General features: G+C 67.0%; 15 protein-coding genes. 12 read left to right on the top strand and 3 right to left on the bottom strand.

Going from position 1 to position 14,322, the window contains the following annotated elements:
* Positions 1-75: 75 nt before the first annotated feature.
* Both queC and P0M04_RS05880 read left to right on the top strand, forming a co-directional pair.
* Entirely contained in the window at positions 76-789 is a 714-nt protein-coding gene (gene queC / locus P0M04_RS05885) for a 7-cyano-7-deazaguanine synthase QueC (protein ID WP_259448019.1), read from the top strand.
* Between the two features lies 1 nt (position 790).
* Entirely contained in the window at positions 791-1,534 is a 744-nt protein-coding gene (locus P0M04_RS05880; RefSeq protein WP_259448018.1) for a metallophosphoesterase family protein, read from the top strand.
* On the opposite strand, the gene P0M04_RS05875 is transcribed toward P0M04_RS05880, so the two are convergent.
* Together P0M04_RS05875 and P0M04_RS05870 are read right to left on the bottom strand one after the other, a co-directional pair.
* On the bottom strand, positions 1,531-1,902 hold the full coding sequence (locus tag P0M04_RS05875; protein WP_259448017.1) for a hypothetical protein: 372 nt from the start codon (positions 1,900-1,902) through the stop codon (positions 1,531-1,533). The genes P0M04_RS05880 and P0M04_RS05875 overlap by 4 nt on opposite strands.
* Positions 1,903-2,049: 147 nt before the next feature.
* On the bottom strand, positions 2,050-2,742 hold the full coding sequence (locus P0M04_RS05870) for a FadR/GntR family transcriptional regulator (protein ID WP_259448016.1): 693 nt from the start codon (positions 2,740-2,742) through the stop codon (positions 2,050-2,052).
* A gap of 101 nt (positions 2,743-2,843) precedes the next feature.
* Here P0M04_RS05870 and P0M04_RS05865 point away from each other — a divergent pair, with 101 nt between their 5' ends.
* The 10 genes from P0M04_RS05865 (at position 2,844) to P0M04_RS05820 (ending at position 14,088) form a co-directional block, all read left to right on the top strand.
* Positions 2,844-3,599: a (Fe-S)-binding protein gene (locus P0M04_RS05865; protein WP_259448015.1), complete on the top strand. Its 756-nt coding sequence runs from the start codon at positions 2,844-2,846 to the stop codon at positions 3,597-3,599.
* Positions 3,596-4,273: a LutC/YkgG family protein gene (locus P0M04_RS05860; RefSeq protein ID WP_259448014.1), complete on the top strand. Its 678-nt coding sequence runs from the start codon at positions 3,596-3,598 to the stop codon at positions 4,271-4,273. Before P0M04_RS05865 ends, P0M04_RS05860 begins: the two co-directional genes overlap by 4 nt.
* Positions 4,270-5,712, top strand: coding sequence for a LutB/LldF family L-lactate oxidation iron-sulfur protein (locus P0M04_RS05855; protein ID WP_259448013.1), 1,443 nt, complete (start codon positions 4,270-4,272; stop codon positions 5,710-5,712). The genes P0M04_RS05860 and P0M04_RS05855 overlap by 4 nt, the downstream gene beginning before the upstream one ends.
* A 33-nt stretch (positions 5,713-5,745) precedes the next feature.
* Positions 5,746-7,404, top strand: coding sequence for an L-lactate permease (locus tag P0M04_RS05850; protein ID WP_259448012.1), 1,659 nt, complete (start codon positions 5,746-5,748; stop codon positions 7,402-7,404).
* On the top strand, positions 7,401-8,888 hold the full coding sequence (locus tag P0M04_RS05845) for an FAD-linked oxidase C-terminal domain-containing protein (protein WP_259448011.1): 1,488 nt from the start codon (positions 7,401-7,403) through the stop codon (positions 8,886-8,888). Before P0M04_RS05850 ends, P0M04_RS05845 begins: the two co-directional genes overlap by 4 nt.
* Before the next feature lie 2 nt (positions 8,889-8,890).
* Positions 8,891-9,961: a glycolate oxidase subunit GlcE gene (gene glcE, locus P0M04_RS05840; protein ID WP_259448010.1), complete on the top strand. Its 1,071-nt coding sequence runs from the start codon at positions 8,891-8,893 to the stop codon at positions 9,959-9,961.
* 2 nt (positions 9,962-9,963) lie between these two features.
* Complete coding sequence (gene glcF / locus P0M04_RS05835) at positions 9,964-11,190, top strand: glycolate oxidase subunit GlcF (RefSeq protein ID WP_259448009.1); 1,227 nt, start codon at positions 9,964-9,966, stop codon at positions 11,188-11,190.
* A gap of 96 nt (positions 11,191-11,286) precedes the next feature.
* A complete protein-coding gene (locus P0M04_RS05830; protein ID WP_091664404.1) occupies positions 11,287-11,469 on the top strand; it encodes a hypothetical protein in 183 nt (60 codons plus the stop codon).
* Between the two features lie 87 nt (positions 11,470-11,556).
* Positions 11,557-12,048, top strand: coding sequence for a hypothetical protein (locus P0M04_RS05825; protein ID WP_259448008.1), 492 nt, complete (start codon positions 11,557-11,559; stop codon positions 12,046-12,048).
* An 84-nt stretch (positions 12,049-12,132) separates the two neighbouring features.
* Positions 12,133-14,088 (top strand): GAF domain-containing sensor histidine kinase, encoded by a 1,956-nt coding sequence (locus tag P0M04_RS05820; protein ID WP_259448007.1) that lies wholly within the window; start codon positions 12,133-12,135, stop codon positions 14,086-14,088.
* Here the strand turns inward: P0M04_RS05820 and P0M04_RS05815 are convergent, their stop codons facing one another.
* Positions 14,089-14,232, bottom strand: a complete 144-nt coding sequence (locus P0M04_RS05815; protein WP_259448006.1) for a DegT/DnrJ/EryC1/StrS family aminotransferase — start codon at positions 14,230-14,232, stop codon at positions 14,089-14,091.
* Positions 14,233-14,322 lie beyond the last annotated feature (90 nt).

The raw sequence follows: 14,322 nt of genomic DNA, 5'->3' as shown, positions 1-14,322 counted from the left end.
CGGGCACATCTTAACTGATTGTCAAATACGATGGCGGACGACTCAGCGACGACGACGTCATTACAGGAACCCATCATGCACCAACCCGATACCGCCCTCGTCCTGTTCAGCGGAGGACAGGATTCCACCACCTGCCTCGCCTGGGCCCTGGAACGCTACGAGCACGTGGAAACCATCGGCTTCGACTATGGCCAGCGCCACGCGATCGAACTGGACGTGCGCGCGCCCGTGCTCGCCAAGATGCGCGCGCTGTCGGCCACGTGGGACCAGCGCCTGGGCGAGGATCACCTGATCGACCTGTCGCTGATCTCGCGCATCTCCGACACCGCGCTGACCAGCAACGTCGAGATCCAGATGCAGGCCAACGGCTTGCCGAACACCTTCGTTCCCGGCCGCAACCTGCTGTTCATGACCGTGGCGGCGACGGTCGCGTACCGCCGCGGCCTGACCGTATTGGTCGGCGGGATGTGCGAGACGGATTTTTCCGGCTACCCGGACTGCCGCGACGACACGATGAAGGCGCTGCAGGTTGCGCTGAACCTGGGCATGGCCACGCGCCTGAAGGTCGAGACGCCGCTGATGTGGATCGACAAGAAGCAGACCTGGCAGCTGGCGGAGCAGTGCGGCGGCGAAGCGCTCGTCGACCTGATCCGCTTCGAAACGCACACCTGCTACCTGGGCGAACGGGGCGCCCCGCACGCCTGGGGCCATGGCTGCGGCAAGTGCCCGGCCTGCGAGCTGCGCGCGCGCGGCTATGAACAGTACGCGCGGGAGCGCGCAGGCGGCTGATATGCGCCTCGCCCTGCTGACCGACCTGCACGCGAACCGCGAGGCGGTGGAAGCCTGCCTCGCGCATGCGGAACGCCAGCACGTCGACCAGTACGCGTTCACCGGTGACTTCGTCGGTTATGGCGCCGATCCGGCCTGGGTCGTGCGCACGGTAATGGAGTACGTGGAGCGGGGCGCCGTCGCGGTGCAGGGCAATCACGATGTTGCGGTCACGCGGCCTCCGAACCCGCGCATGCATGCGGAAGCCCGCGAAGTCATCGCCTGGACCGGCGGCCAGCTGGATGCGGAACAACTGGCGTTCCTGGCCGCGCTGCCCCTCATTCAACGACACGGCAACGCGTGCTTCGTGCACGCCAGCGCGCACGCGCCGGAGCGGTGGGAATACGTGACGGGGATCGAGGAGGCCGAGCGCAGCATCCGCGCCAGCGGCAGCCGCATCGTGTTTTCCGGCCACGTGCACGCGCCCGCGCTGTACCGCCGCGCCGACGATGGCCGCATGGGCCGCCACGTGCCGCAGGCCGGCGAATCCATCGCGCTGCAGCCGCAGCACCAGTACCTCGTGCTGCCCGGCGCCGTGGGCCAGCCGCGCGACCAGAACAACGCGGCGTGCTACGCCGTCTTCGACGACGCCGCGCGTGACATCCAGTATTTCAGGGTGCCGTATGACCACGGCGCGGCCGCGAGGAAGGTGATCGCGGCCGGGTTGCCGATCGTGTTCGCGATGCGGCTGGTGGAGGGCATTTAGACTGCCTGTTGCATATAACGGTGCTTGCGCGAGCGGCTGACGAAGAACCACACGATCGCGAGGGGCACCAGCAGCGGCAGCAGCAGCGGCGAGATCATCAGGGCCAGCACGCAGGCGCCGACGGCCAGGCCGCCGATGCACAGGATGCCCACGCCGGCGAACACCACCGCCAGCACGGCGCCCACGAACAGCATGATCAGTCCGGCCAGCAGCATGCCGCCGCCCGCGAAGACCGTCGCCAGCACGGCGCCCAGCGGCCCGCCGAAATCCTCGTCGCCGATGCTGACGACGCTGTCGCCGAACGTGAAGACGTTCCAGACGAGCAGGGCGAACAGGAACAGGATGATGATGGCGGCGGTCTTTTTCATGATGAGTCCTTTGAGGTTCTCGTTGATCGGATGGTCGTACTGTATCCATACGTCCCGATCCGCTCCATCGGACTGCGACAAACTGCATTTTTCGAGGGCCGGAGGGTTGCAACCGACGACGAACGGCGCTGGCCCAACCAGCGTCGTCTATCCCTCGTCCGCGTCGAACCGGCTGCGCACGTAGTCGATGTGCGTCTGCATCGCCGTGCGTGCTTCTTCCGGGCGCCGGGCGCAGATCGCGTCGCAGACCGTGCGGTGCTGCCACGCCAGGATTTCCGACACCGACTGGTTCAGTTCGCGCAAGCCGTCGACGTTGCGGATGATGTGCTCGCGCATCATCTTCGTGACGCTGCTGTGCAGGTGCAGGAACATACTGTTGCCCGAGGCCTGGGCGATCGCTTCGTGCAGCTCGACGTCGATGCGCGATTCGGCGGCATGGTTGCTGTCCCGGCGCGCCTGGTCGAGCCGCGCCATCGCGCTGCGGATGCGCTCCAGGTCCTCGTCCGTGCCGCGCAGGGCGGCGAAGTAGGCGGTGGCGCCTTCCAGCACCCGCCGGAATTCCAGGATGTCTTCGCGCCGCGCGGGGCTGTCGGCGATCAGCTGGCCCCACGGTGACGTCGCGCCCGTGCGCAACTGGTCGGACACGAACACGCCGCTGCGCGGCCGGATGCGCACGAGCCCGCGCGCGCCCAGTTGCTGGATCGCCTCGCGCACGGTGTTGCGCGACACGCCGTAACGTTCGGCCAGTTCGCGCTCCGACGGCAGCTTCGAATTGGCCGGGAAAGTGCCCTCAAGCAATGCCTCTTCAAGTTTGCTGGTGACCGACTTGACCTGTCCCACGACTTCTCCTTCTCTGGCCCAACCAGTTTGTGATGCACTCAGAATACTGGAAAGATCTGCCGACCAAAAGAAAAAAGACAATGAATTCTTGGAGGCAATGCATGACTCGCAACGTGTATCTGTTCGGTACGTGTGTCATCGACCTGTTCATGCCGCAGGCGGGGCTCGACGCCGTGCGCGTGCTGGAAGCGGCCGGCGTCACTGTTCACTATCCGCGCGGCCAGAGCTGCTGCGGACAGCCCGCGTGGAGCAGCGGTAATCCGGACGAGGCGCGCGCCGTCGCCCGCGCCCAGCTGGATCTGTTTCCCGAACCCTGGCCCATCATCGTCCCCTCCGGCTCGTGCGCGGGCATGATGCGCAAGCATTGGCCCGAACTGTTTCGCGATGATCCCGTGCTCGGCGCACAGGCGCAGGCCGTGGCGGAGCGCGTGTACGAGTTCGGCGCCTTCCTGCTGCACGTGCTGGAGTGGACCATGCCGGCCGGAGCGCCGGTCGTCTCCGAAGATGTTGTCCTGCACACCTCCTGTTCCGCGCGGCGCGAGATGGGCACGCGGGCCCACGGCGTCGCGCTGGTCGACGCGGTGCCCGGCGTGACGCGCGTGGAGCACGAGCGCGAATCCGAATGCTGCGGCTTCGGCGGTTCGTTCGCGGTGAAGCACGCGGACATTTCCGGCGCGATGGTTACGGACAAGGTCGCGTCGATGCGCGCGACCGGATGCCGCCGCGTCGTGTCGGCCGATTGCGCCTGCCTGCTCAACATCGGCCACGCCGCCCAGCACCAGGGCGCGCCGCTCGCCGTCGAACACCTCGCCAGCTTCCTGTGGCGCCGGATTGGCGGTGTGGGAGAACAGGCATGAACGCGCGCGACCGCATCCTGGGCCGCCTGCGCGCTGCCACGCCGCACGGTGCCGGCATCAACGATCTCGAACGCCGCATCGCCGCGCACTTCGATACGCGCCGCGACGACACGTCGCAGAACGTCCTCGCGCGGCGCATGCAGGCCGCGCTGGAGGCCGTGCGTGCGCAGGCGTGGTGCGCGGGCGCCGGCGAATGGCCCGCGCTGCTGGCGCAACGCATCGTCGACGCGGGCGTGCGCCGCATCGTCGTCGATGCGGCGACACCGGAAGGCCGCGCCCTGCGTGCCGCGTTGCCGGCGAATGTCGAACCGATCGCGTTCGATCGCCCGCTGGAACACTGGAAAGCGGAACTGTTCGGCACCGTCGACGCGGGGTTCACGGTCGCCCGTTCCGGCATCGCCGCCACCGGCACGCTGGTGCTCGCGCCGGATGCGATTTCTCCGCGCACCGTGTCGCTGGTGCCGCCGCTGCACATCGCGCTCGTGTACGCGCACACCCTGCACGCCGACCTGCACCAGGCGCTGCACACGGAGCGCTGGCAGGACGGCATGCCGACCAATCTCGTGCTGGCGACGGGGCCGTCCCGCACGTCCGACATCCAGCAGACCCTGGCCTTCGGCGCGCACGGTCCGCGCTGGACGTGGGTCGTCATCGTTACCGGAGAGCCGGCATGACCACGTCCCCGTTGCAGTTCGTCCCACCGCAGGATTTCCACGAACGCAGCCGCGCCGCGCTGGACGATGCCCAGCTGCGCCAGAGTTTCAAAGGCGCGATGACCTTCTTGCAGGACAAGCGCCGCAGCCAGTTCGGCGACGATGACGAGCTGCAGCGCCTGCGCGACCTCGGCGAAGCGGTGCGCAAGAACGCGCTGGCGCAACTGCCCGCGCTGCTGGAACGGCTGGAAGCGAAGCTGACGGCGGCAGGCGCGACGGTCCACTGGGCGGCATCGCCCGAGGAAGCGAATGCGATCATCCACGGCATCGCGACCGCGCGCGGCGCAAAGAACATCGTCAAGGGCAAGTCGATGGCGAGCGAGGAGATCGAACTCAATCACTACCTCGAAGCGCGCGGCATCGCGTGTCTGGAATCGGACATGGGCGAGTACATCGTCCAGCTGGCGGGCGAAAAGCCGTCGCACATCGTGATGCCGGCGATTCACAAGACCCGCGCCGACATCGGCGCGCTGTTCGCCGAGCACATCCCGGACACGGAATACACGGAAGACGTCGACCGCCTGATCCAGACGGGACGCCATACGCTGCGCAATGCGTTCGTCGAGGCGGACATCGGCCTGTCGGGCGTGAACTTCGCCGCGGCCGACACGGGCACGCTGTGGCTCGTGGAGAACGAGGGCAACGGCCGCCTGTCGACCACCGTGCCGGATGTGCACATCGCCATCATGGGCATCGAGAAGGTCGTGGAAAAGCTGGAACACATCGTGCCGCTCGCGAGCCTGCTGACCCGTTCCGCGACCGGACAGGCCGTCACCACGTACTTCAACCTGATCTCCGGCCCGCGCCGCGCGGGTGAACTGGACGGTCCGCGCGAACTGCACCTCGTCCTGCTGGACAACGGCCGCACCCAGGCCTATGCCGACGAGGAGCTGCGCGCGACACTCCAGTGCATCCGCTGCGGCGCGTGCATGAACCATTGCCCCGTCTATGGCCGCATCGGCGGGCATGCGTACGGCACGACGTATCCGGGGCCGATCGGCGCGATTTTGTCGCCGCATCTGCTGGGACTGGAGTCCACGGCGGACCTGGCGACGGCGTCGAGCCTGTGCGGCGCGTGCGGCGACGTCTGCCCCGTGCGCATCCCGATCCCGCAACTGCTCGTGCGCCTGCGCACGGAGGCGAACCGGAATCCCGGCGCCGAGGTCGAACATCCGCTGCGCGGGCAGGGCGCGAAATACAGCCGCGGCGAACGCCTCGTGTGGCGCTTCTGGCGCGGCGCGTTCGCCCGGCCGGGCGTCTACCGGATGTTCCGCTGGGCGGCCACGCGGCTGCGTGTGCTGGCGCCGACGCAGCAACTGGGCTGGACCAAATACCGAACCCCCCTCAAACCGGCGCCGCGCAGCCTGGCCGACCTGCTGCGCGAGCGAGGCCAGCCCTAAATATAAAAAATTCAGTCAATCAAGGAGACTTAGATGGTATGGCAACAGATTTATGATCCGTTCGGCAGCATGGCCCTATCGACCCTGCTGGCCGCGATTCCTGTGGTGGTGATGCTGGCCGCGCTCGGGTTCTTCCACATCAAGGCACACATCGCCGCGGCCCTTGGCCTGGTCGCCGCGTTCTGCGTCGCCGTCTTCGCTTACTCGATGCCGGCCGCCATGGCCGGCAAGGCCGCGCTGCTCGGCGGTTTCACGGGCCTGCTGCCCATCGGCTGGATCGTGTTGAACATCATCTTCCTGCAGCAGCTGTGCGAACAGAACGGCAGCTTCAAGGTGCTGCAGGCCTCGCTGTCCGGCATCACGAACGACCGCCGCCTGCAACTGCTGCTGATCGCGTTCTGCTTCGGCGCGTTCTTCGAGGGTGCGGCGGGCTTCGGCACGCCGGTCGCGGTCACGGCCGGCATCCTGATCGGGCTCGGATTTTCTCCGCTGGCCGCATCCGGCCTGTCGCTGATCGCGAACACGGCGCCGGTCGCATTCGGCGCGCTCGGTTCGCCCGTGATCACGCTGGCCAAGGTGCACGGCTACGACCTGATGGAAGTGACGGCCATGATCGGCCGCCAGTTGCCGTTCTTCTCGCTGCTCGTGCCGTTCTGGCTGATCTGGGCGTTCGCCGGCCGCAAGGCGATGTGGGACATCTGGCCCGCGATCCTCGTGACGGGCCTGTCGTTCGCGATCCCGCAATACCTCGTGTCGAACTTCATCGGTCCGGAACTGGTGGACATCATCGCCGCGCTCGTGTCGATGGCGTCGCTGATCCTGTTCCTGCGCGTGTGGCAGCCGAAGACCGTGTGGACGTCGGCCAGCCTGAAGGGCCGCGAGACGGAGACCGCGCCCCGGCGCGCCGAGAGCGCCGAACGGTATTCGCGGGCGGAGATCGTGCGCGCCTGGACGCCGTGGCTCATCTTGACCGTGTTCGTCTTCATCTGGGGCCTGCCGCCGGTGAAGGCGTATTTCAATACCCTGTTCGCGCCGAAGTTCCCGATGGATGGCCTGCATAACGCGGTCATGCGCGTGCCGCCGGTGGTGCCGCACGCCGAGCCTGAATCCGCGATCTATGTGTTCAACCTGTTGTCGGCGACGGGCACCGGCATCCTGCTGTCGGCCATCGTCGGCGCGCTGTTCATGCACTACAGCCTGGGTGCGATCGTGCGCACGTTCTTCCGCACCCTGTGGCTCGTGCGCTACTCGCTGCTGACCATCGTGCTGATGCTGGCGCTGGGCACGCTCACGCGCTACTCCGGCACCGACACGACCTTGGGCCTCGCCTTCGCCAACACGGGCGCGCTGTATCCGTTCTTCGGCACCCTCATGGGCTGGCTCGGCGTGGCGATGACGGGCTCCGACACCGCGTCGAACGTGCTGTTCGGCGGCATGCAGAAGGTCGCGGCGGAGCAGCTCGGCCTGGCCCCGAACCTGATGGGCGCCGCGAACAGTTCCGGCGGCGTCATGGGCAAGATGATCGATGCCCAGTCCATCGTCGTCGCCTCCACGGCCACGCGCTGGATCAACCACGAAGGCGACATCCTGCGCTTCGTCTTCTTCCACTCTCTCGCACTGGCCGTGCTGGTCGGTGTCATGGTCACGCTGCAGGCGTATGTGTGGCCGTTCACGTTGCTGGTGATCCGATGAATGCTTCCATCTCTCCCGAAACCCAGGCCGTCAGCCGGCGCGAAGCCGTCGCCGCGCTGCGCGCCGTGCTGCCCGACCGGTGCCTCCTCGCCAACGATGAGGAAACGCGTCCGTACGAATGCGACGGCCTCGCCGCCTACCGCCAGATGCCGATGATCGTGCTGCTGCCGGAGAACGAGGCGCAGATCATGGCCGCCATCGCCGTGTGCCGGCAATTGAACCTGCCGATCGTGCCGCGCGGTGCCGGCACCGGCCTCTCCGGCGGCGCCATGCCGATCGCCGGCGGCGTCGTGCTGTCGACGGCGCGCCTGAACAGGATCGTCAAGCTCGATCCGTATGCCCGCACGGCCGTCGTGCAGCCGGGCGTGCGCAATCTCGCGATCTCGGAAGCGGCCGCGCCGCACGGGCTGTATTACGCGCCTGATCCGTCGTCGCAGATCGCCTGCACGATCGGCGGCAACGTCGCCGAGAATTCCGGCGGCGTGCACTGCCTGAAATACGGCCTCACCGTGCACAACGTGCTGCGCGTGCGGATGGTGACGACGGAGGGCGAGATCGTCGAACTGGGCAGCGAGGCGCTGGACGGGCCGGGGCTCGACCTGCTGGCGGTCGCCATCGGGTCGGAAGGCATGCTCGGCGTCGTGACCGAAGTGACCGTCAAGCTGGTGCCGAAGCCGCGCGTGGCACGCGTGGTGATGGCGTCGTTCGACGACATCGTGAAGGCCGGCGATGCGGTGGCCAACGTGATCGCGGCCGGCATCATCCCGGCCGGCCTGGAAATGATGGACCGGCTGTCGACGCAGGTCGCCGAGGAATTCGTGCATGCCGGTTACGACACGCGGGCCGCCGCGGTGCTGCTGTGCGAATCCGACGGCATACCCGAAGAGGTCGAGGAAGAGATCGCGCGCATGAGCGAGGTGCTGAGCGAGTGCGGCGCGACGGCGCTGGCCGTGTCGCGGGACGAGGCGGAACGCCTGCGCTTCTGGTCCGGCCGCAAGAACGCGTTCCCGGCCGTCGGCCGCATTTCGCCGGACTATTACTGCATGGACGGCACGATCCCGCGCAAGCACCTCGCCCACGTGCTGCAGCGGATCGAGGCGATGGAACAGAAGTACGGCCTGCGCTGCGCGAACGTGTTCCACGCCGGCGACGGCAACCTGCACCCGTTGATCATGTTCGACGCGAACGTGCCGGGCGAATTCCACCGCGCGGAGCAGTTCGGCGCCGACATCCTCGAACTGTGCGTCGAAGTCGGCGGCACGATCACGGGGGAACACGGCGTCGGCATCGAGAAGATCAATTCGATGTGCGTGCAGTTCTCGCGCGCCGAGCTGGATGCATTCCTGGCCGTGAAACGCGCCTTCGATCCCGCCGGCATCCTCAATCCCGACAAGGCCATTCCGACCCTGCACCGCTGCGCCGAATACGGCCGCATGCACGTGCGCCACGGGCGGATGCCGTTTTCCAACCTGCCGCGCTTTTGACGATGGATACGACCTTACAAGATTTCGCCGACAGGATCGGCCACGCCACCGGTTCCAGGACCCCGCTGTGCATCCGCGGCGGCGGCAGCAAGGACTGGTACGGGCAGGACGTGCAGGGCACGGTGCTCGACACGACGGCTTATCGCGGCATCACGGACTATGAGCCGACGGAGCTCGTGATCACGGCCCGCTGCGGCACGCCGCTGGCCGAGATCGAGGCGCACCTGGCGGAACATGGCCAGATGCTCGCGTTCGAGCCGCCGCATTTCGGTCCCGGTGCGACGATCGGCGGTACGGTCGCCGCGGGACTCTCCGGGCCGCGCCGCCAGGCCGCGGGCGCCGTGCGCGATTTCGTGCTCGGGGCCGTGCTGGTGGACGGGAAAGGAGAGACGCTGCACTTCGGCGGCAAGGTGATGAAGAACGTGGCCGGCTATGACGTCTCGCGCCTGCTGGCCGGCTCGCTGGGCGTGTTCGGCCTGATCGCGGAAGTCTCCCTAAAAGTGTTGCCGCAGCCCGTCGCCGAATGCACCGTGCAACTGCACATGAACGACGACGAGGCGCTGCGCCGGCTGAACGAGTGGGGCGGGCAGCCGCTGCCCGTCTCGGCCTCCAGCTGGCACGACGGCGTGCTGACGGTGCGCCTGTCCGGCGCGCGGTCGGCCGTCGACGCGGCGCGCAAGCGCATCGGTGGCGAGCTGCTGGACGATGCCGACGGCTGGTGGCGCGCGCTGCGCGAGCATGACACCGCGTTCTTCAAGGATGCCGGCAGCCTGTGGCGCCTGTCGCTGCCGACGGTTGCGCCACCTCTTGCGCCGCCGCTGGCGCTGCAAGGTACGCAACTGATCGAATGGGGCGGTGCGCAGCGCTGGCTTCGCAGCGATGCGGATGCGGCCACCGTGCGCGCGGCCGCGAGCAAGGCCGGCGGCCACGCGACGCTGTTCCGCGGCGGCAATGGGCGTGTCGGCGTATTCCAGCCGCTGGCGCCCGCCGTGCTCGCGATCCACCGACAACTGAAAAATGTGTTCGACCCGGCCGGGGTCTTCAACCGCGGCCGCATGTACAAGGAATTCTAGCCGTGCAAACCAATCTCGCCGATTTCATCCGGGGCACGCGCGACGGCGACGAGGCCGACGCGATCCTGCGCAAATGCGTGCATTGCGGCTTCTGTACCGCCACGTGCCCGACCTATCAACTGTCCGGCGACGAGCTGGAAGGCCCGCGCGGCCGCATCTACCTGATCAAGCAGGTGCTCGAAGGCCGTCCCGCCACGGATAAAACCCAGGCGCACCTGGACCACTGCCTCACGTGCCGCAACTGCGAATCGACCTGTCCGTCCGGCGTGCAGTACGGACGGCTGGCCGACATCGGCCGGCGCGTCGTCGAGCAGCAGGTGGCGCGGCCCGCGCGCCAGCGCATGCTGCGTACGCTGCTGAAGGAAACGCTGCCGCGGCGTTGGCTGTTCACGCCGGCGATGAAGGCGGGGCAGGCGGTGCGGCCGCTGCTGCCGCAGGCGTTGAAGGACAAGGTGCCCGCGCGCCAAAGCGCAGGCGTCTGGCCGCGCACGGCGCACGCGCACAAGATGCTGTTCCTGGAAGGCTGCGTGCAGCCGGCGATGTCGCCGAACATCAATGCGGCGACGGCGCGCGTGTTCGATGCCGTCGGCGTGCAGCTGGTCGCGGCCAACCGGGCAGGATGCTGCGGCGCCATCCGCTGGCACATGAACGATGCGGACGGCGGCCGTGCCGACATGCGGCGCAACATCGACGCGTGGTGGCCGTATCTCGAGCAGGGCATCGACACCATCCTGATCAACGCATCCGGTTGCGGCGCGATGATCAAGGAATACGGCCATGCGCTGGCCGACGATCCGGCGTATGCAGCCAAGGCGGCGCGCGTCTCGGCCGTGGCGAAGGACGTCAGCGAAGTGCTGCCGCAATTCGAGGAACGCTTGCGCGCAAAGCTGGGGACAAGAGGGCAGGGCGAGCGTGTCGCGTACCATCCGCCGTGCACCTTGCAGCATGGCCAGAAAATCCGCGGCAAGGTCGAGGACTTGCTGCGCGCGGCCGGCGTCGACGTGCGGCTGTGCGCGGACAGCCATCTGTGCTGCGGCTCGGCCGGCACGTACTCGGTGCTGCACAAGGAGGTCTCGCTGCGCCTGCGCGACGACAAGCTGGCGCGGCTCGAAGCGACGGCACCGGAGCGCATCGTGTCCGCCAACATCGGCTGCATCACGCACCTGCAATCGGGAACGGACGTGCCGGTGGAACACTGGGTCGAACTGCTCGACCGCACGCTGCAGTAAGGAAAAAAGTGGCCGGAAATCAAGCCTTGCAATGCTGGACTCGCGGTCTATACTGACAGCCTGCTCTGTTGCAGGAGGCATCTTATGCAATGTGTTTTGAGTTACCGCAGTCAGTATGCGGCCGGCCACAAGAACCCGCCCTCGGCACCGCCGGCGATTCCACCAATCATTATCAACCCGTTCAAAAGCCAGATCCCCTCGCCGGCGATCGACCCGCGCAACACGCCGCCCGGCCCACCCATCATGCCGCCGCGCGGCCCCGACCTGCGCATCATCTAGCGGTACGGAAGCGGCGCTTGTCCAGTGCGCCGTGAACGCCTATGATCTTGCTTTTGGGCGTAAGCCCGCACCACCGAGAAAGCAAGCATGAACGACGAATTCCCAGACCACGACGATGATGCTCCCGTGCAGGAGCCCCGTCTGTGGCAGGGCAACGGCTGGACCGCGCGCGTCATCAAGAACGAAGACGACGACGGCTGGGCCGTGGCCATGTACAAGGACGGCGAATCCGAACCGGCCCTCGTCGGCCCCTGGACCATGGGCCGCGACAAGAAAAACCCGAAGCCGCTCGACACGCCGGCCTTTCACACGCTCGTCAAGACGGCGTCCGAAGTGATCCGCCGCCACGAGCAGCAATTGCACGCGCAATTGCACAAGAGCACTGTCGTCTCCACGGCCGACGGCGAGCTGAAGGTGACCCTGGACATCGTGCCGGACGAGGACAATCCGTATGCGCTGCTGAGCGCGTTCGACCAGATGGGCGAGCGCGTGGCGCAGGTGCGCGTGCGTCCCGATTTCAAGTTGTCGCCGTCGTCGGCGTCCACCTGGATCGAAAACGATTTTCGCGCGCCACGGTAGGTTTTACGCGACACAATCCCCGCAAGCCCGGCCTGACCTGCTAAGATTTCCCGAGCGCAATTTTTGGTTCGATAAGGGGAATCGATGGAAGACCGTCTCGCCCGCCTGGAAGCGGTCCAGGCCATGCTGCTCGACATCGGGCAGCTGTCCGCCAGCTGTACCGACGTTGCCGAGTTCATCGGCGCCGTGCACCGCGCGCTGGGCCGCATCATGTATGCGGAGAACTTCTACGTCACCTTGGCCGAGCGCGAGGACGACACGGTCCGCTTCGTGTATTTCGTCGACTCGCGCGACGAGGGACCGGGCCCCGACCAGCGCGTGACGCTGGCGTCGCCCGACGAATCGCCGACGGCCTGGGTCATGCTCAACAAGCGGCCCCTCGCGATCACGGGCGACGAGATGCGCGAGAAAGAGAACGGCGCCGTCTGGGGCACGGGCAGCATCGCCGAGCACTGGATGGGCTGCCCGCTGCTCGACCAGCAGCACGAGGTCATGGGCGCCATCGTCATCCAGAGCTACCTGCCCGAACACACGTACAGCGCGGAAGACCAGGCGCTGTTCGCGCTGATTGCCAACCACGTGTCGAACGCGCTGCAGGGCCTGCAGAGCATGGACCGCCTCGAGCGCGCCGTGCAGGAGCGCACCCGTGCGCTGGCGCGCGAGGTGGCCGAGCGCCGCCGCGCGGAACAGGTGCAGCACGCGCTGTACCAGATCGCGGACCTGTCGGCCTCCGCCATCGAGACGGACGTGCTGGCATCCAGCCTGCACGCCATCATCGGCGAGCTGATGATGGCGAAGAATTTCATCATCGCGCTCACGCACCCGGACACGGGCGAGATCAGCATCCCATATTTCGCCGACGAAAAGGACGACGCGCCGCCGCAGCAGCGCTTCCCGTTCGGCATGGGCATGGTGTCGTACGTGCTGCAGACGAAGCAGGCGCAACTCCACGATGCCGGCAGCTTCGCGCGCCTGCACGCGGCCGGCAAGGTGAAGCACCCGCTGGGGAACACGGACATCGCCAGCTGGATCGGCGCGCCCATGCTCGTCAACGACAAGGCGTACGGCGTGCTGGTCGTGCAAAGCTATGACCCGACCGTCGTCTACACGAAGGCCGACCTGGATCTGATGGCCTTCATTTCCAGCCACGTCGCGGTGGCGATCGCGCGCATGCAGGCCGACCGCGCCATCCGCAAGGCCAAGGAGCGCCTGGAACAGCAGAACGCCGCGCTCGAACAGGCGCTGCACCAGTTGCAGGAAGCGCAGACGGAACTGGTGCGCAAGGAAAAGCTCGCGTCGCTGGGCCAGATGGTGGCCGGCGTCGCGCACGAGATCAATACGCCGCTGGGCATCTGCGTGACGGCGACGAGCCACCTCGTGCAGGAGCTCAAGCTCACGCGCGAGGAACTGGCGGCGGGGGAGATGACGGAAGACAGCCTGGGCGCGTTCTTCGACATCGTCGACCAGTCCCTGCGCATCATGACGACCAACACGCAGCGCGCCGCGGCCCTCGTACGCAGCTTCAAGCAGGTGGCGGTGGACCAGTCTTCCGACGACATCCGGACATTCAACCTGGGCACGTACCTGAACGAGGTCCTGCTGTCGCTGCAGCCGAAGCTGAAGGGCCGGCCGCTGGAAGTCGCCGTCGACTGCCCGAAGGACTTGCTGCTGGAGAGTTTTCCGGGCGCCGTCTCGCAGATCGTCACGAACATGGTCGTCAACTCGCTGATGCACGGCTTCGAGCGCGACCAGCCCGGCCACATCACGATCCACGCGGCGCTCGACGGCGACCACGTCGTCTTCGACTACGCCGACGATGGCGTGGGCATGGATGCGGAGACGCTCGCCAAGCTCTTCGATCCGTTCTTCACGACGAAGCGCGGGAGCGGCGGCAGCGGCCTCGGTGGCCACATCCTGTACAACCTCGCGACGAACGTGCTGCAAGGCTCGCTGCGCGTGGAGAGCAGCCCGGGGCAGGGCTTGCGCTACCACCTGCGCTTTCCGCGCAAGGCGGCGCGGGTCGAGCTGAAAGTCGCCTGACTAGTTGAGGATATCGGCGATGGCCGCGCACACGCGGTCCACGTCGGCTTCCATCATCCCGCAGTGCAGGGGGATCGTGACGGTCTCGCGGCCGATGCGCTCCGCGTTCGGGAACTCACCGTCGCGCCAGTCGTGAAGAATCATTAGAGCGCTGGGTGTTGAGGCAAGATCCTTTATAACATGTTCAAATTAATTGAATCATACAGATTTTGGTCATTGCTGCTGGGTGCCATA

This window comes from Telluria mixta (genome assembly GCF_029223865.1).
In the GTDB taxonomy this organism is placed as follows: Bacteria; Pseudomonadota; Gammaproteobacteria; order Burkholderiales; family Burkholderiaceae_D; genus Telluria; species Telluria mixta.
Note: the sequence above shows the minus strand (reverse complement) of the source record. Positions and strands in the feature narration are given on the sequence as shown.